This window comes from Epilithonimonas arachidiradicis, from assembly GCF_003610695.1.
Classification (GTDB): Bacteria; Bacteroidota; Bacteroidia; order Flavobacteriales; family Weeksellaceae; genus Epilithonimonas; species Epilithonimonas arachidiradicis.
In genome coordinates this window covers 59539-77200 of record NZ_RAQH01000007.1, presented here as the reverse complement: position 1 = coordinate 77200, position 17662 = coordinate 59539, and the positions used below count along the sequence as shown (strand labels likewise).

General features: G+C 39.4%; 13 protein-coding genes and 1 riboswitch. Of the genes, 4 read left to right on the top strand and 9 right to left on the bottom strand.

Annotated elements, in window-relative coordinates; genetic code table 11:
* Positions 1-5: 5 nt before the first annotated feature.
* The 4 genes from BXY58_RS11825 to BXY58_RS11810 all read right to left on the bottom strand — a co-directional run bounded on the left by BXY58_RS11825 (position 6) and on the right by BXY58_RS11810 (position 5005).
* On the bottom strand, positions 6-1142 hold the full coding sequence (locus BXY58_RS11825; protein ID WP_120214068.1) for a YncE family protein: 1137 nt from the start codon (positions 1140-1142) through the stop codon (positions 6-8).
* Complete coding sequence (locus tag BXY58_RS11820) at positions 1139-3184, bottom strand: TonB-dependent receptor plug domain-containing protein (RefSeq protein WP_120214067.1); 2046 nt, start codon at positions 3182-3184, stop codon at positions 1139-1141. The genes BXY58_RS11825 and BXY58_RS11820 overlap by 4 nt, the downstream gene beginning before the upstream one ends.
* 108 nt (positions 3185-3292) lie before the next feature.
* Positions 3293-3485, bottom strand: a riboswitch (cobalamin riboswitch).
* Between the two features lie 262 nt (positions 3486-3747).
* A complete protein-coding gene (locus BXY58_RS11815; protein ID WP_120214066.1) occupies positions 3748-4125 on the bottom strand; it encodes a serine integrase family protein in 378 nt (125 codons plus the stop codon).
* Between the two features lie 103 nt (positions 4126-4228).
* Complete coding sequence (locus BXY58_RS11810) at positions 4229-5005, bottom strand: XRE family transcriptional regulator (RefSeq protein ID WP_120214065.1); 777 nt, start codon at positions 5003-5005, stop codon at positions 4229-4231.
* Positions 5006-5066: 61 nt separating this feature from the next.
* Between BXY58_RS11810 and dinB the strand changes: the two genes are divergently transcribed.
* Positions 5067-6212 carry a DNA polymerase IV gene (gene dinB / locus BXY58_RS11805; RefSeq protein ID WP_120214064.1) on the top strand — a complete coding sequence of 382 codons (1146 nt, stop codon included), beginning with the start codon at positions 5067-5069 and terminating at the stop codon, positions 6210-6212.
* Positions 6213-6224: 12 nt separating this feature from the next.
* Positions 6225-9293 carry a DNA polymerase III subunit alpha gene (locus tag BXY58_RS11800; RefSeq protein WP_120214063.1) on the top strand — a complete coding sequence of 1023 codons (3069 nt, stop codon included), beginning with the start codon at positions 6225-6227 and terminating at the stop codon, positions 9291-9293.
* A gap of 89 nt (positions 9294-9382) precedes the next feature.
* Here BXY58_RS11800 and BXY58_RS11795 read toward each other — a convergent pair whose 3' ends face one another.
* From BXY58_RS11795 to BXY58_RS11785, 3 genes are all read right to left on the bottom strand, one after another.
* Entirely contained in the window at positions 9383-10276 is an 894-nt protein-coding gene (locus BXY58_RS11795; protein ID WP_229728445.1) for a helix-turn-helix domain-containing protein, read from the bottom strand.
* An 82-nt stretch (positions 10277-10358) separates the two neighbouring features.
* Positions 10359-11195: an SDR family oxidoreductase gene (locus BXY58_RS11790; protein WP_120214061.1), complete on the bottom strand. Its 837-nt coding sequence runs from the start codon at positions 11193-11195 to the stop codon at positions 10359-10361.
* Between the two features lie 294 nt (positions 11196-11489).
* The gene (locus BXY58_RS11785) at positions 11490-11831 is read right to left on the bottom strand and encodes a winged helix-turn-helix transcriptional regulator (protein WP_120214060.1); all 342 of its coding nucleotides are present in this window, start codon (positions 11829-11831) and stop codon (positions 11490-11492) included.
* An 88-nt stretch (positions 11832-11919) separates the two neighbouring features.
* Here BXY58_RS11785 and BXY58_RS11780 point away from each other — a divergent pair, with 88 nt between their 5' ends.
* Positions 11920-12714, top strand: coding sequence for an SDR family oxidoreductase (locus BXY58_RS11780; RefSeq protein ID WP_120214059.1), 795 nt, complete (start codon positions 11920-11922; stop codon positions 12712-12714).
* A 199-nt stretch (positions 12715-12913) separates the two neighbouring features.
* Here the strand turns inward: BXY58_RS11780 and BXY58_RS11775 are convergent, their stop codons facing one another.
* The gene (locus BXY58_RS11775; protein WP_120214058.1) at positions 12914-13852 is read right to left on the bottom strand and encodes an aromatic alcohol reductase; all 939 of its coding nucleotides are present in this window, start codon (positions 13850-13852) and stop codon (positions 12914-12916) included.
* Positions 13853-14123: 271 nt separating this feature from the next.
* On the opposite strand from BXY58_RS11775, the gene BXY58_RS11770 reads away from it, so the two are divergent.
* On the top strand, positions 14124-14540 hold the full coding sequence (locus BXY58_RS11770; RefSeq protein ID WP_074234339.1) for a winged helix-turn-helix transcriptional regulator: 417 nt from the start codon (positions 14124-14126) through the stop codon (positions 14538-14540).
* 522 nt (positions 14541-15062) lie between these two features.
* Here the strand turns inward: BXY58_RS11770 and BXY58_RS11765 are convergent.
* A complete protein-coding gene (locus BXY58_RS11765; RefSeq protein ID WP_120214057.1) occupies positions 15063-17654 on the bottom strand; it encodes a T9SS-dependent M36 family metallopeptidase in 2592 nt (863 codons plus the stop codon).
* Positions 17655-17662 lie beyond the last annotated feature (8 nt).

Genomic DNA, 17662 nt, shown 5'->3' with positions numbered 1-17662 from the left:
TCGGTTTATTTATAAAGAAAAACGAAATGCGCAGGAATATTCCCACCTTCTGTTTTCCATTTGAATTTTCCGTTTTTATCGAAGCAATACACAAATCCTGTGGAAACATAATTCCGAGCATCAGTGAGGTAAATGTCTTCTGTAATCGGATTCACAACGATTCCGTAAGGCGTTTTAATGGCATCCACATATTCCTGATCAATAATTTTACTGGAAATAATCTGTTCGGTTTTTACATCGATTATTCCGAAGGATTTGGTATAGGCGTGTGTGTTGTAATTGAATTCGTTGCCATAGAAATAAAGCTTGTCATTTACAATCGTCATTTCACTAACTGCAACGTGGAAATCTTTTTTTACCGTGCCCGAAACCGGGTCAACCAAAAATAAACTTGATGGAATGGTATAATAATCACCTCTGGAACTTACATACAAATTTCCGTAATCGTCTTTGGCAATGTGATGAAGATTGATTGCCACATCAATTTTTTTGGTTTCCGTAAAGGTGTTCAAATTAACCACAGAAACCGTTCTGTCGTAATTCGGGAAACGGTAACCCCCGGAGTTGGCAACGTAAAGATTATTCCCGATAATCTGCATTTCTTCCGGTTGATAACCAACAGTAACTTCTCTCTGAATAGAAAGTGAAAGTGTATCGATTTCCGCAACCTTTCCAATGGGTGCATTCGGGTCGAGAACCACAGGTCCGGCATAGCTGCTTGCGTATATTTTTCCGTTTTTGAAAGTGAGATAGCGGCAGTTTTGAAGCTGGATGGTCTTGATTCTTTTGGCTGTTTTTGCATCCAGAACTTCAATTTTATTGGAAACATTCACGACTACATACATTTTGCTTCCGTAGATTTTGATGTCGTTACCTACGTCGCCAAGTTCTTTTACAACTTCCGGATTGATTTCTGCGTAAATATTCCTATGATAAGTTCCTGTGGTGTAATCGAAGAAATCCAGCGTACATTTGTTGGTTCCCATATTGCCTTCGTTCAGAAGATAAAAACCTTTAATCGCCGTATTTTCTGGCGGAGCAAGTCCAGGAACGATTTCTTCTCTCGGAATGATGTCATCCGTCCGGCACGAAACCAGAAAGACTAAAACCAACAATGCTATAATGGGTTTCATTTTTTTCATAAATTAAAATTGACGATGAGTTTAAAATTTCTTCCCGGCATCGGATAATTCAGTACCACATCATAATATTGATTAAGAATATTATTGGCTTCTAGGCTGACTTTAAACTGATGATCCTTCCAGTTGATTTTTTTCTGAACCGATAAATCGTGCGTGTACCAAGGCTGGACATAATTGACAGCGATATTATTCTGATTAACATCATAACGCTCTCCAACATAAACAAAGCTGTAATTAAAAGACCAATCCTTATAATCCGACATCAATGAGAAAGTCCCGGAATGCCAAGGCGTATAAGGAATCTGATTTCCAAAATAGGATTCGCCCCTGTCTGTGAAATCCCGCGCATTTTGGTAAGTATAACTCAGCAAAGGTCTTAGATTTACGTTACCAAAATTCAAATCTGCCTGCAGATTGACATCGGTTCCGATAATCTCTACCTGTCCCAGATTTATCATCGTCCATCGGAACATACTTCCGTTTGGCGCAGCAATAATCTTGTCCTTGACTTTGTTGAAATAGCCATCAACTTTGATGTAAAAAGACTGGAAGACCTGATTCTGGTAAAATTTCTGATAAGTAAAACCAAGATTATATTGTTTGGCATATTCCGGTTTCAGGGCGGTGTTTCCGATTATTGTGTAGTACAGATCATTGAAGGTAGGCATTCGGAACATATTTTTATAGAATGCCCTTAGGGTAAAGTCTTTGGAAAACTGATAACTTAAAAAAACTGCTGGTGTCCATTCATTTTTATCGGGAGATTTGGTATTCATTTTTACTTCTTCCCGGACGAAAGTACCCAGAATGCTTCCCAAAAATTTTAATCTTCCCCATTGATAAGTCGTTGCAAAAGAAAACAAAGAGCTATATCTCACAGGAAAAGAAAAATTGTAAAAAGAATAATTATTAATTCCATTTCCAAAAGCATCCAGATTGTTATACTGCAAATCTGCATTGGCACTAAAATCCCAATTCGGAGTAATAGAATAGAGGTTGGAAGACGACAAATAAACTTCTCGTTGGATATAAGAATTATCTACCCGCAAAACTCTTGTGCTCTTAACTGTATCCATAAAATGGGTATAATCGTAAGCAAATTTCGCTTTAAGCTGTGTTTCTAATTTTGGAAACAGCTTTTTTATAAAATTAGCCTGAATAAAATAATTCTCGTCCGCCATTCGTTGTCCTTTTTCTCCGAATCCGTTATTAACAATAGGTGCAGGAATCCCGCGGTCAGAGATATATCCGTAACCACGAATGTTCCAGCTGCCGTTTTTCAGATTTCCGTAAAATGCGGTTTCAAAACGTTTGGCTCTGATATCAGAGTCGAATCTTTTGGCAATCGTGTCATTTGCGATTTCTCCGTCAGGGTATTTCTTAAAGTATCTATATTTATAAACTCCGTCACTTTCAATATACTCTGAACTGACGCTTGCCGAAATATTTTCAGAAATCTTTTGCTCCAGCCGGAAAGACGGATTGAAGAGTTGGATCGAAGCATTTTTGATTCTTAGTGTGAGATTGGTTTTTCGGTTCGCATTGAAAGCAGGAACTTTAGGCTGTAAATAAATCGAACCGGAAGAGCCGAAATCTTTTGCAGGCTGGAATATCTCGCTTTTCTGTCCATTATAGAGCGAAATTTCTTCCATATCATCGAGAGAAAAACGTCCCAAATCAACGACTCCGTTTTGTGCATTGCCGAGCTGGATTCCGTCATAAAAAACACCGACGTGCTGACTGCCCATACTTCGGATATTAATGGTTTTTAGTCCGCCAATTCCTCCATAATCCTTAATCTGAACGCCGGAAAAATACCGTAAAGCATCGGCAACAGAATGACTGTTAAGTCTTTCCAGTTCTTCCCCGGAGAGCGTCTGTGCAGGCAAAATTTCTTTAAAATTCTTTTTGTAAACATTGACGGGAACTATCTCTGTTTCCCGGATAGTATCTTTTTTTGACTGAGAAAAACATAAAGATGAAGTTGTAACAAATATTGTAACAACGGCTTTGTAAACCCGGAAAGTAAATTGTGTCACCATTAGCTCTGTCGAATAATGATGACGCTAATGGAGGTAAGAAAGCAATGACAAAGCACAGCAAAACCTGCACAGAATCATTGTTGTCCTAAGCTTTATTCCACGAAAGCGTCAAACGTTAAACTTCTGGCAGGTCTTCTGACTTACTTCATTTTTGAAATCCTTCCCATCGCGCCAAGGCGGACAGTGGATATTATCTTCAAAAACTTTTGATGTGAAGCTTACAGCAGCGGGTCTGTTCCGGATTTTCACCGGATTCCCTTTTAAGTGCTTTTTACGGCTCACCAGATTTGCGCAAAGATATAGAAAAATATTAACTTGTAGGATAGTAATTAGAAGGCAATTAAGTTTCGATAGTTTTATTATTTTTAAGAAGAAATGTACTATTGAAATAACAAAGACTGTTCTCATAAAAATTTCGTATCAGCGAAAATTCACTTATCCATAGGTGTTTTGAGTGATTTTTAAAATAAATTTACATCCGGAATTTAGCACTTTTTAATGGGATGTAGACCGTTTGTTCTTCAAATGGGGTTATCCCTTTGCTGTTAAAGTTTGAAAAGATTTTAAACCCCTATTTGAGTTTCCAAGAATCTATCATATAATACTAAAACCTGAGATGAGTTAAACTCACAACCTCTGCTAGTTTTGAAACCGCTTTTATTGAGTTCATCTGCTATTTTGTTGTAGCTATTGCCTGCATTTCGTAATGAAACGATGAGAGCGGTTGCTTTGCGATTGTTCTCATTTTGTAAAGCCTTCAACCTCATTGCCTCGCTTCCCATCTTTCTGGCTTCTGGAGTTAGATTTTTAGGATTGCCAAGTTTTACACCTTTAGATTTGAGTTCTTGCAATGCATCAATAGTACGCTTACTTATCAGCAAACGTTCTTCCTGTGCAAGAACCGCCATTATTCCAATCGTAAGCGAGTTAGCTTCTGGCATATCACAACATTTGAAATCAACATTGCTATCCTTCAAGCTGAGTCATTGTAGTTTCTGCTAAATATCGTATTAAATAACTTTTTTCGCCCTAATTCAAATAAATTCATTTCTTCTCTCCCATTTTTTCCTTGATCTGTCTGATATCGGTCTTGATCTCTGTGATGAAGTTTTGAATATTGCGTTCTGCAAATTCATCAGCTCCATATTCTATGGTATTGATACTACAGGCAAATTCCCAGATCTCTTTAATGTCAGGTAATGGAATTTTATAAGGCTCGTAGAAACTATTGTCTGCTTTCACCCAAATTCCATCTGCTTCGTGGAACTGGAATCTTTTATAACTGATCCCATCATTGGTGGTGATGAAAACATACGTCCGGTCTGTTTTCAGATCAGAAAGATTTTCAACGTATTTGCCTACGATGTAGGTGCCGTTCTTATAGGGTGGCATTGAGTCTCCGTCAGCAGGAAACGCCCTAAACTTTCCGCCTTTTAAGAAGGGTAAGGAGATCGTATCAAGACCTTCAATGTATTCCGGATCGCCGTAACCGTTCAAGTATCCCATCGAAGCTTTGTGTGGAATGATCTCGATCTGGTCGTTTCCATTATGATCGACCCTGATGGGCAGCACAATCCTGTTGTCCGGCAATTCCATAATCTCATCGATAGAATATTTGCTGAGATTAATAGTCAGAAGTAAATCGATGCTGACATTATAATATTTTGAGATTTTGATTAAGATCTCATTGGGAGGTGATGCGGCATCATCTTCATATTTACCGTATCTGCCTCTGGTGATTAAGAGATCATCAGCTACCTTTTGTTGTGAGAGATTAAGCTTACCTCTTAAATACCGCATGTTTTCTGATAAAATTGACATTGCTATAAATTATAGCAACAAATATACAATTTTTTGCTACAAATCGTAATAATTTTGTCAAATGGAAAGAGCAATTGCACATATGGATCTGGATACCTTCTTTGTTTCCTGTGAACGGCTAAGAGACTCTGTATTGGAGAAACAGCCTGTTATCATAGGTGGCGGGGATCGTGGTGTGGTGGCATCCTGCTCGTATGAAGCTAGGAAATTCGGTGTCCGTTCTGCCATGCCTTTAAGGATGGCTTTGCGTTTATGCCCCGAAGCGCAGGTCATCAAAGGTGATATGGAGTATTATTCCAAAATGTCACATTTGGTGACTGAAATTATCCAGGAAAAAGTTCCTGTTATGGAAAAAGCAAGCGTAGATGAATTTTATTTGGATCTGTCCGGAATGGATAAGTTCTTCGGCTGCTATCAATGGACATCAGAAATTGCAGAAGCTGTAAGAAAAAACACAGGCTTGCCTATTAGTTTTGCATTGTCAACCAATAAAACCGTTTCAAAGATCGGAACCGGGGAAGCCAAGCCTAGCGGAAAATTAGAATTAAAACCGCAATTTATACAGCCTTTTTTAAATCCTTTATCCGTACGAAAGATTCCCATGGTGGGCGATGTGACTTTTGAACTGCTCTCAAGATTAGGTGTTAGAAAGATTGAAACTTTGTCCAAGATGCCTGTGGATGTTCTTCAGGAATTGATTGGCAAGAACGGAACGGAACTCTGGAAGAAAGCCAATGGAATTGACCTGAATCCTGTAGTTCAGTATTCGGAGCGGAAATCGATTTCTACTGAAACGACTTTTGCTGAAGATACCATCGATGTTCAGAATATCAGAAGCATTCTTTCCGGGATGGTGGAACAGCTATGCTACCAGCTGAGACATGAGAAATGGCTGACCTCAACGGTTTCTGTAAGAATCAGGTATGCCAACTTTGATACGGAAACAAAACAATGCAAAGTTCCGTATACCTCAGCAGACCATACCTTGCTGAAATATGTCCTTGAGCTTTTTAAAAAAGTATATACCCGAAGAATGAGAATTCGTTTGGTCGGGGTCAGGTTTACAGGACTGGTGCACGGAAGTCATCAGATGGATCTTTTTGAAGATACCGAAGAGCTGATCTCATTATATCAGGCAATGGATAAAATGAAAGACCGTTTTGGTGCTAAAAGCCTTGGAAGGGCTTCCGGCTTTTTAACTCAATAGAATAGATACATTATGTTTCTGAATTGTCATACCTATCATAGCCTTCGTTATGGGACTATTTCTGTTGAAGATCTGGTTCAGCTGGCTGTGGAATATCAGCTGAAGGTTTTGGCACTCACCGATATTAATACCGTAACCGGGATCTACCAGTTTTATAAATTGTGCCAAGATAGAGGTATTCAGCCGATTGTCGGTGTTGATATCAGGGTCGAGAATGAACAGCATTATATCTGCTTAGCGAAGAACCCAAAAGGGATTGGTGAAGTTAACAGACTTTTGACTGATTATAATTGTGAAGGCATTGAGATTCCTAAGGTTAATCCTCAATTGGAAAATTGTTTCGTCATCTATTCTTTGCAGAATATACCTGAAGTATTATTGGAACACGAATTTATAGGTATCAGGCATGATGAATTGAATTTGTTGGTCAAGCCAGAACTCAAATCTTTCATCCATAAAATGGTTATCCTTCATCCGGTAACTTTTAAGACGGATGAAGAATATGAACTTCATAAAGTGCTGCGTGCGATCGATGGCAATACGCTCTTTACAAAACTGGCTGAAACGGATCATTGCAGAAACAATGAATCCTTTGTCGATAAGAAAAAGCTTTTGGATCAATTTACAGACTACCCCCAGATCATTGAAAACACCAAAATCATTGTAGCTGAATGCAGCTTTAATTTTGATTTTAAAACACCCAAGAATAAAAAGCATTTTACCGACAGCAAGGAAAGTGATTTTAAATTACTGTCAAAACTGGCTTATGAAGGATTAGCCCGAAGATATCCTGATCGAAACAGGCAGGCCGTTGAACGGGTTGAAAAAGAACTGACCGTGATTGATCAGTTGAATTTCTGTGGTTATTTTTTGATTACCTGGGACATTATCCAGTACAGTAACCGAATGGGATTTATGCATGTGGGTCGAGGAAGCGGAGCCAACAGCATTATTGCCTATTGTTTAGGTATTTCTGATATCTGTCCTTTGGAACTGGATCTTTACTTTGAACGCTTTTTGAACCTCAACAGGAAAACACCTCCCGACTTTGATATCGACTGGAGCTGGAAGAACCGGGATGCTATTTTGGAATATATTTTTGATAAATACGGCAAGGATCACGTGGCTTTTTGCGGAACCAACGTTGAATTTAAAAGAAAATCAAGGTTCAGGGAGCTGGGAAAAGTATTCGGATTGCCTAAAGATGAACTGGATCAGCTGTCTAAAAAACCAAAAGAACAGCATGATCAGAATGCTGTTGTTCAGGATATCTATAAATACGAACAGATGATGATCGGTTTTCCTAATCAAAGAAGCATGCATTCCTGTGGGATTCTGATTTCTGAAGAACCGATTACCAATTATTCGGCCCTGGAATTTCCACCGAAAGAATTCCCGATTGTACAGTTCGATATGCATACAGCAGAAGAAATAGGATTGGAAAAATTTGATATTTTGTCGCAGAGGGGTCTTGGAACGATTAAAGATGCGGTTAATCTCATAGAAGAAAAAAGAGGAATTACCATAGATATTGAAGATACGGCGATTTCAAAAAATGAAGCTAGATGTAATGAGTTTTTAAGTATTGGAAAAACGATCGGCTGTTTTTACATCGAATCACCTGCGATGCGCGGATTATTGAGACGGCTGAAATGCGACAACTACAAAGTATTGGTTGCCGCCTCCTCTATCATTCGTCCGGGTGTAGCACAAAGCGGTATGATGCGGGAGTATATTTTCCGCCATAACCATCCCGGTCAGTTTGAATATTTCCATGAAGTGTTTGAAAAGGAACTGGGTGAGACTTATGGCATAATGGTCTACCAAGAAGATGTAATCAAAATTGCTCTTCATTATGGCGGAGTTTCCGCAGAGAATGGTGATGTTCTGCGTAGGGCGATGAGCGGAAAAGGAAGATCACTGTCAGCTTTGCAACAATTAAAAGATGATTTTTTCGAATCCTGTAAGAAAAAAGGTCACCCTGAGCAGCTCTCTCAGGAGGTCTATCGACAGATCGAATCTTTTGCCGGCTACTCTTTCTGTAAAGCCCATTCTGCCTCCTATGCCGTGGAGAGTTATCAAAGTCTCTATCTGAAAGCCTACTATCCTATTGAATTTATGGTATCCGCAATTAATAATGGCGGTGGGTTTTACAGAACCGAAGTTTATGTCCATGAAGCCAAAATGGCTGGTGCTAAAATTCATAATCCTTGTGTAAACCTTAGCGAATTTCAAACTACGGTATATGGAACAGATGTGTACTTAGGGTTGATGCATATTGAGAAGTTGGAAGCTGCCGTTAAACTATTTATTCCTCAGGAACGAAAAGAACATGGTGATTACAAATCGTTAGAAGATTTTGTCAAAAGAGTCAACATCGGTATTGAAACTTTACAGACACTTATTTTTGTCGGGGCTTTCAGATTCACAGGCAAACAGAAACACGAGCTATTGATCGATGCAAGGTTTCTTTTGTCAAAAAATCAACATAAAACTAAGATGATCTCTTTATTTGAAGAACCTCAAAAAGATTATCAGCTACCTCTTATAGAAAGAAATCCTTTTGAAGATGCGTTCGACGAAATTGAAATATTGGGCTTTCCTGTGTCTTATTCTATTTTCGATTTATTGAAGATCAAATACAGAGGCGATGTAATGGTTAAAGATCTTTTGAAGTACCATAAGAAGCAGGTGAGAATGTTAGCTTATCTGATTTCCAGAAAACACGTTCCTATCAAAAATAAATATGGAAATAGAGATGATATGTATTTCGGAACCTGGATTGATGCCAATGGCGACTATTTTGATACAGCTCATTTTCCGGACAGCCTTTCGAAGTTTCCTTTTAAAGAGGGTGGAATTTATCTTTTATTGGGTACTGTTGAAGTAGATTATCATTTTCCTACCGTTACTATTACCAAAATGGAAAAGATGCCGCTTATTGCTGATCCCAGATATTCAATGGATGAGGAAAAAGCGAAGGAAGTTGAAAATGGTCTGCGGGAAGATGTGAGCTTGACTTTTCGCGCTCCTTATCCACAAGAATTTGAGATTGGGTTGCCTAGAAAAAAATTGATCTGAAAGTAAAAGTTAGCAACTGATATTGACTATAAACATTTTTATTGGATAAACTCAACATATCAAATTGCTCGCTATTCTTATTCCGTTATTTAATCCATCGCACGAAACCGCATCGGTGTCATCCGCATATTCTTTTTGAAGAAATTATTAAAGTGCGTAGCCTCTTTGAACCCCAGTGAATAGGCAATTTCGGCAACATTCCATTCGGTATGTCTCAGTAATATCTTTGCCTCCTGTAACAAACGCTCCACAATGACCTCCGAAGTCGTTTTTTCAGTGATCTCTTTAACGGCCCGGTTGAGGTGATTGACATGAACGGAAAGCTGACCGGCGAATTCAGAAGGCGAACGGAAGTTGATCCGCTGTCTCGCATCTTCGATAGGAAACTGACGCTCCAACAGCTCAAGGAACAGATGGGTGATCCGCTGAGAAGCATTAGCCTGTTGTTTTTCAGCTTTTGAAGTCGGTTTCATTTTAAGTGCATAATGAAGTAATTCAAACACCAGGTTTCTCAACAGATCATATTTATGGGCATAATCCGAGGCCAATTCAGTTTGCATTTTTTTGTAAATCTGCCTTACATCTTCCAATTGCTCATCGGTCAGCTCGAAGACAGGTGTCACGTCAGGTTTAAAAACCTCATAATCATTCAGGTTTCCGAAATGATGAAAAAAAGAAGGTGTAAACACACAGAAGAATCCCGCCTTATGATCGTCAATCCATTCAAATTTGTAAGGGATCTGCGGATTGGTGAAAAAAAGTGCCTGCTTTTGGATATCAATGACCTTGTCAGCATAATGGATCCGGTTTCGGCCGACGATCAGGGTGATCTTAAAATAATCTTTCCGGCTGTAGACCACTGGATTAGCATTTTTACCGATATACTCATCTATGGTAAAGACATTGAAGTGCCCTACCCCGTTACGGATATTTTCAGGAACCCTGTCAAATTTTGACTGGTAAAATTCTTCCAGTGACTGCATTTTTTCCATTGACTAAATGTACGAAAATCAAACAAAAAAAGCCGCCATTTTAAATGGCAGCTTTATTAATTTAGATGATCATTTAAAAATCAGTAGAAGACGAAATATCCTTATTGATCTCCAGTTCCTCTGATAGCAACTTTATCTTGTCCTTTGCACGGTTGTAGGCATCGCTCCCCACATACAGACGTAGGGGCGGATTCGGATTTTCAGCGAGATCGATCAAGACACGGGCCAGCTTGTCGGGATCTCCGGCCTGCGTTCCGTTCATAGCAGCGTATTTTTGGTGTGAAGCTCTGATCGCATTGTATCCTTCAATTTTATTCTCAGCGAAAACGAGGGAGCTTTCTTCAAGGAACTCGGTCCGGAAAGCACCTGGTGCTACCACCGTTACCTTAACACCGAACTCTTTTACATCTTCTGCCATGACCTCGGACAGTCCTGTTACGGCATATTTTGTTGCGGCGTACATAGCCCAACCGATTCCCGGGGCAAATCCTGCGATAGAAGAAATATTGATGATATTTCCTGACTTCTGCTCCCTGAAGTAAGGCATGACCGATTGCATCGTCTTGATCACAGCCATGACGTTAATATCAAAACTGTCCGTGATCTCTTTTTGGTTCAATTCTTCCACAGCACCACCAATGCCATAGCCCGCATTATTGACCAAAACGTCTATTTTCCCGAAGTGTCCGACAGTCTTTTCAAATGCCTTGCTGACAGATTCTCCGCTTGTCAGATCTACTTCCAACGGTAAGAACTGCTGTTTGTCAAATTCTCCGACAGCCTCCATTAAACTCTGCGCTTTTCTGCTTGTTGCAGCGACCCTATAACCGCTTTCGATAAGTTTTCTCACCAGTGAAAGCCCCATTCCTTTGGATGCTCCCGTTACTAACCATACTTTGTCTGTTTCCATATCTTGATCTTATTATGATACAAAATTAGAATGACTGCCGAAGTCTGTTGTAACAGAATTGAAACAATATATTACGAAAATCAAACAAGTTTAGACAGCCTGTTTGATTGTCATTTTTACGTATACCCTACACAGGAGAAATTTTCAAATGATCAATCCAGAAAAGTATCCGGGATTTTAAGACAGACTGTTTATTCACCTCTAACAGATGATCGCCTAGAAATATAACAAAGAGTATTCTGATCAATTTCAGTTGTTGATCAAAACACCTTTGATCACCTATATTCTATATGATTATTTTTCCCTGATCTTCCTCTTGTGATCTCTTCCCCATTTTTCCAGGGGCTTTGCAATTTCCTGTAAGCTTAATCCATAGTCGGTCATGGTGTATTCTACCTTGACTGGATAATCGTCTGTGACCTTTCTGTCGATCAATAGATTTTCTTCCAGATGTTTTAATTCCTTAGATAAAACCCGGTTGGTTATCTTCGGTATTGAATTTAGAATTTCGTTGAATCTTGTATTGCCTTGATAAATAGATAGGATAATCGGCATCTTCCATTTGCCGCCGATGACAAACATGGTATCCTGGATGGCGTTGATCTTTTCCTGGAAATAATGTTCTTTTTCCGTCATAACAATTTAAGTATACTTTTGTATACAGGTATCAAATGTATATCTTTTTGCCAGTAATTTTGTAAAAGAACATTTAAAATTTTATAAAATGAAGACAATATTCATCACCGGAACCTCATCAGGAATAGGCAAGGCAACCGTTAAATTATTTCAACAAAGAGGCTGGAAGGTCATCGCTACAATGCGCGATCCTGAAAAGGAAACGGAACTTGATCAATTGGACCATGTTATTCTTTTGCCTTTGGATGTTACTGACCCGGAACAGATCAGGTCGACCGTAGAAAAAGCTTTATCGCTTGGACCGATCGACGTGGTCGTGAACAATGCGGGATATGGGCTGATGGGTGCGTTGGAATCCTTTTCCGATGAGAACATCGTGAAACAGGTGGAAACGAATTTTCTGGGAACAGTTCGGGTAACACAAGCTTTTACACCTCACTTCAGAGAAAATAAAAATGGACTGTTCATCAATATAACATCCATCGGCGGACATACCAGCTTCCCGTTCACCAGTATTTACAATGGTACGAAATGGGCGGTTGAAGGCTGGAGCGAATGTCTTTCAATAGAGCTATCGATGTTTGGTGTCGGTGTTAAGACCGTTGCTCCGAGCGCCACGAAAACGGAGCTGTTTAACCATAATTCAGATGTCACTGCACTACCGTATTATGATTCAGCGGAAGAAAAAATGCTTAGTATGATCAAACCCGATTCTTCACCTGATGAGATTGCGGAAGTGATCTTTGTAGCAGCAACCGACCAAAAAGACAAGTTGCGTTATTTTGCAGGAACAAAGGCACAGGCTATTTACGATAGACGTCAGCAAATTGGAGCGGAAGCTTCTGTCAAAGAGATCAAAAAGATCTATTTCGACGGGTTGTAAAGAAGTAAACATCCATCAGATCAATATGAGTTATAGGCTTTGTCCTATACCTCATATTGATTGTCTGAGGATGATATAACTCGTGACACATAATCCCGGGATTAAAAAATGACGTTTTTATAACTGTGATCTGCAACAAACTTTGTAATTCAATTTAACGGATAACAATTATAATTTGTTGAATCTCATTATAGTGTTCTTAATACTTATTGTAAGATTTCCAGTCAATATTATCTTTTGCCCATTGTTTGGCAGAGGTTGTCGGGATTCCGTTCTTCCCATTGAAGGTATTCTCTAACGGCCACGAAACACCTTTTCCTGCTCCGAATATCGAACGGTATTTTTTAACGAAATTGGTGGGATCGTTTTTAAGGTCATCTGTGATCTCTCCCATATCGGAAAGTGTACGCTCATACTTCTGGCCTGATAATGATTCTGCAATATCAGCAAGATCTCCGTAGGTTATTGTATCACCCGCAATATAGACAATCTCATTCTCTATCTGCGGTTCTGTAAAGAAGATCTCAGCGGTAAGACGGCCAATATCATCCGGTGTGGTCAATGTAACTGCCGTATCCCATCCGCCAATGGCATTGATCGACTTATTTTCCAGATCTAAAATACCGAAGAAAGGTTCAAAAAGATAACTGGTGAACATGCCTGTGGAGATGATGACCCATCTTGTGGCACTTTGCGATCTCAAAAGCTCTCTTACATCAAGCTGCTCATCAAAAAGGTCCTGCGCACTTCCCCGTCCTATTTCCTCAAAGTCCACGCCGAACTGCCAGGGAAAGTATCTTTTGACACCGGCATCCAGTACGGCATTGGCCAATTTCAGCTGAAAACCTCCTGCGCCTGTTCCATAACCTGTACATGAAACAACAGCGTCGTAATTTCTGAAAATATCGATAAGCTCAGCAGAGGAAGCGGAAAGGTCGCCTGCAAGCAATTCCACCCCTAACTCCCGGATCTCTGTGACATTCCTTTTCTTATCAGGATCTTCAGAATTGATCGTTGTTTCTCTAAGCAGTACGGTGACTGTAACGTTATGGTAGCTTTTAGCCTTTTTTGCTATATTTCTGATCACCGGCATTCCTAATTCGCCTGCGCCCAAAATTAAAATTGATTTATTTTTCATTGTAAAAAAATTAAGTATTGGAATTGAAATTCGTTCATTGCTGATCAATTCACTTCCTTTTTCTTCTACAAATTTAAACCGTTAAAACCTGTAAAACAATAAGGTACAATGATGTCAGCTAGTTACCTATATGTTAGTATTTTGATTGATAGCCACATTAATTTCAAATAATTTTCAAATAATAATAGTCTCTAAAATTCTCATTATTCTCAATTTTCTCATCAGAATCATTTATCTTTAAGCAAAATATTTTATTTAAACATAAGAGAATATGGAAAGATTGATGTCAGATGAAGAGATCGTAAAAGCTTGGGACGACATTTGTAAAGTTTTGAATAAAGATCAGGATGAACTTAAACGAGATGTATTGAATCACGTTGGTAACAAATGGTCACTTTTTGTCATACACGCTCTGGGAATAGATGGCAAAATGCGTTTTTCAAATCTACAGAATCATATTAACGGCATCAGTCAAAAAATGTTGACAAAATGCCTTCGCGAATTAGAAAGGGACGGATTGGTGTCGAGAAATATTTATCCCGAAGTGCCACCGAGAGTTGAATATGAAATCACGACATTAGGCAGAGGATTATTAGTACAGGTAACACCTCTTTGGTTTTGGATTGCCGATAATATCAATGAGTTTAGTGAGGCGAGATCCAATTTTTTTAATAATAGTACTATATAATATCTTTTGTTTAGAAATTATCAAGTATCCTAAAATATCTTTCCTAACCTAACATCCTTTTCCTAAAGCGGGAATATAGCAATAGAGAGTTGCCATAGATCTTTCGAGACTTTTTGCTATTTTTTAGTCCAGGTCTTCCACGTATCGCGCAGAGTAAAACATCTTCATTGCTTTTTTCGCAGCCAGACTTGTTGTGAGTCTCTATGAAGTTCTATAATTTGATCTATGGTCGATATTCTTAGGTAATCTATTTTCATACTGAACTTTTGATAAAATTCTTACAATCCGAAAATAGGCTACATACTCTGAGCTCTCCCATTACAGAAATTTTGTAGCAAACTTCCTTTTTAGCAATTCCGTTATAAGAAATAAAGATCAGAAAATCTTTAAAATTACAAACCTAATTTAAAGTTGTATTATTCCACAAAAAAACTGTCTCTCAAATGAGACAGCTTCTCTTCTCCTGATTGTAAACTACAGTCGTATTGATTTTACATACTAATAATTTCTGAGGAATAACTTTTATTTATTAATAATCAGCTTACTGCTGAATGTAACACCAATACCATCACCGGTCAGAATGTAAGTACCTTTCTGAAGCGCTGAGGTCAGAACCGGTTCATCAGCATTGATCAACTGTTCATCCACCTTTTTCCCGGACATATCATAGATAGAGACCTTGATCTTTCCGGAAATCTGTACGCCATTGGTCTTAATAAAAACTTCCTTGCTGGCCGGATTAGGATAGATAGAAATTTTCTTATTGACTGTAATTTCAGAAGTCCCCAAAGAACACTCTGCCGGCACAGAAAAATCTTCTATCTGGTCAGAGATCGCATTAGGCAACGCTCCTCTTGTAGCGCCGGCGCTGGCATTAGCCCCAAGACCACGTTTGGCAAATGCGCTCCAGATCATACATTTGTTTTGACCATTGTTCAGGTCAGCATCCGCTGCTATGATTGCATCTCGGCCAGTTACGAAATTTGGATAGCAACCTTGTATTTTCATTGCTTCCATTACCAGTTGAACCACTTTTCCGCTTCCGGAGTTTGGATTGTTTGCGATGTCATTAGAATAACCATACTTATCAGCAAATTTCCAATGAAGGTCCCACAGCATCGTTGCCCAGATAAAGCCCACACCATGAACATCTACGGCAAGGGCACCGCCGCCCGTGTCTATGTATTTCCCGTTTGTGTCTCCATACGTATAATCATTGATGGCAAAATCAGGAGAATACTTAGCAGGTCGGATTCCTGGACCGTCGGCTCCTTGATTCGCTACGAAACTTCCTGTAGACCTTGGCAGCGCAGCTGTGGCATCTGCTTTTCCAGTGACCATTAGTGCCATAAAGTCGGACCAACCCTCACCCATCTGTTCATTGGCATAAGCGGCATTGAGACAGCTGTAGCCGTTACCTGTACTTCTTGTAGAGATGCCGTGCGTATATTCGTGTGCTATAACACCGTTATCGAGACTTCCATCTACATCGAAAGTATTGTATTTCAGGTTGACATTTACATTAATATTCTGGTCTATTTTGCTTTTGATGATTTCTCCTTCCTCATTGTCAATTAAGATTCCGGGGATTGTTACAGTGGTATCGGTACCACTCATATTGATGATCGTTTGACCCGGAGTAGGATTATATATGATAACACCTTTCGCTCCTTTGTCCTGTGCTTTTTTGAATTTGACATCAAAGTTGCAGGTTCCTCTCTGGATTAGTGCAATTTTTCCGTTCAGATTGGTATTGTCCAAGTTCGTACAACCGTCTGCAGGTGTAGCTATTGCAACATCACCGGTTAATGGTGAGTTTATTGGAAAGGCACCTCCAAAGTCAGCATTATAGCCTGCAGCAGGTTTTCTGTTCACCAAATCACTTGGTGCATTGTAGCTCAGCAAATAGCCGTACCTCCAAAGATACATCTGCATTCTTGGAGAAAAGCCGTCCGGAGGAGTTGCAAAGTTGGCATTATTAAGGGAGGAGCCGTCTCTGGCCTCTGATAAAACAGGATCGAAATCGGTGTAAGGTTCGCCCTTTCCAAAATTATTTGACTGAAAGTTACGCCCCGCTTCATCAAATCCAAATTTGTAAAATATGTCGTGCATCTTATTGGACGCGTAGAAAAGATTTGTAATAGAAGCATTGGCATAGGTAGTTACTGGCTGATTCAAATCTAGTGGAAAATCAAAAAGTTTCTGTGCCCCTCCATCGGCACTAGGTCCAAATGCATTGGAACCATTGAGGTCTACGTAGGCGTAGGCATTATTTCCTCTCGTGATGCTATAAGTTTCGTCACCGTCATTTTGCCATCCTAATGGAGAAGCATCGAGAAACCACGGGCTGGTTTCCAACGTGCGCTGACCAAAATTAGGCGATTCGATTGGAAATGCATACACACGGTAAGAGGCATTATCTACAAGTGCAGACTTGTGCTCTTCAGTTTGTTGGTCTGTTGGCTTTTCAGAATTATAATGAATACTATCCAACTGATGTTCAGAAGAAAAAGAATGGTCGTGAAACTGACAAGATACTGTGAGATTCGTTTTGCCAATAATAGCACCTGTTACTGCATCTATGATGATGTCCCAATAATTGTTAGTTCCCTTTTCGAAGAAATTGATGGCATAAGCCAATTGCAGTTGTCCTTTTTCTGTTGGAAAATAAACTAATTTAGATAATACTGAATTATTTTTTCGTCCTTCGAAGGTATAATCGCTTTTGTCGCCTTTCAGATCGGCTGATGATAAAATGGCCGAGAAATCTCTGGCAACATCTACAGAAGGCTTGGCAGCAGTAACATTATCCGATACGGAAATAAATTTGTCAGACATATATTTCACCGTGTTGCCTCGCATCAACACAGACGAAATAGCACCGTAAACCGGAATACCTTTGTATGTCTGCTGGATATTAACAACTTTGCCCTCCGAATCTTTTTTAGCCTCGGAATGAATAATGTCAAAGGTCTGACCAAAAGTTGTTTTGCCAGCAGCCAGATATTGTTCTATGATAACCTTATCGCTGTTCTGAGCTTGCATCACGGTGCCCGCAAACAAGGAAATTGCTGCTATAGTAATTTTAAATGTATGTTTATGATTTAGTTTCATTAGACCAA

Coding starts and splice junctions, on each gene's coding strand:
- BXY58_RS11775 (WP_120214058.1), bottom strand. CDS start 13,852: ATGAAAAATAAATCAATTTTAATTTTGGGCGCAGGCGAATTAGGAATG.
- BXY58_RS11825 (WP_120214068.1), bottom strand. CDS start 1,142: ATGAAAAAAATGAAACCCATTATAGCATTGTTGGTTTTAGTCTTTCTG.
- BXY58_RS11820 (WP_120214067.1), bottom strand. CDS start 3,184: ATGGTGACACAATTTACTTTCCGGGTTTACAAAGCCGTTGTTACAATA.
- BXY58_RS11790 (WP_120214061.1), bottom strand. CDS start 11,195: ATGGAAACAGACAAAGTATGGTTAGTAACGGGAGCATCCAAAGGAATG.
- BXY58_RS11800 (WP_120214063.1), top strand. CDS start 6,225: ATGTTTCTGAATTGTCATACCTATCATAGCCTTCGTTATGGGACTATT.
- BXY58_RS11780 (WP_120214059.1), top strand. CDS start 11,920: ATGAAGACAATATTCATCACCGGAACCTCATCAGGAATAGGCAAGGCA.
- BXY58_RS11765 (WP_120214057.1), bottom strand. CDS start 17,654: ATGAAACTAAATCATAAACATACATTTAAAATTACTATAGCAGCAATT.
- BXY58_RS11785 (WP_120214060.1), bottom strand. CDS start 11,831: ATGACGGAAAAAGAACATTATTTCCAGGAAAAGATCAACGCCATCCAG.
- BXY58_RS11815 (WP_120214066.1), bottom strand. CDS start 4,125: ATGCCAGAAGCTAACTCGCTTACGATTGGAATAATGGCGGTTCTTGCA.
- dinB (WP_120214064.1), top strand. CDS start 5,067: ATGGAAAGAGCAATTGCACATATGGATCTGGATACCTTCTTTGTTTCC.
- BXY58_RS11810 (WP_120214065.1), bottom strand. CDS start 5,005: ATGTCAATTTTATCAGAAAACATGCGGTATTTAAGAGGTAAGCTTAAT.
- BXY58_RS11795 (WP_229728445.1), bottom strand. CDS start 10,276: ATGCAGTCACTGGAAGAATTTTACCAGTCAAAATTTGACAGGGTTCCT.
- BXY58_RS11770 (WP_074234339.1), top strand. CDS start 14,124: ATGGAAAGATTGATGTCAGATGAAGAGATCGTAAAAGCTTGGGACGAC.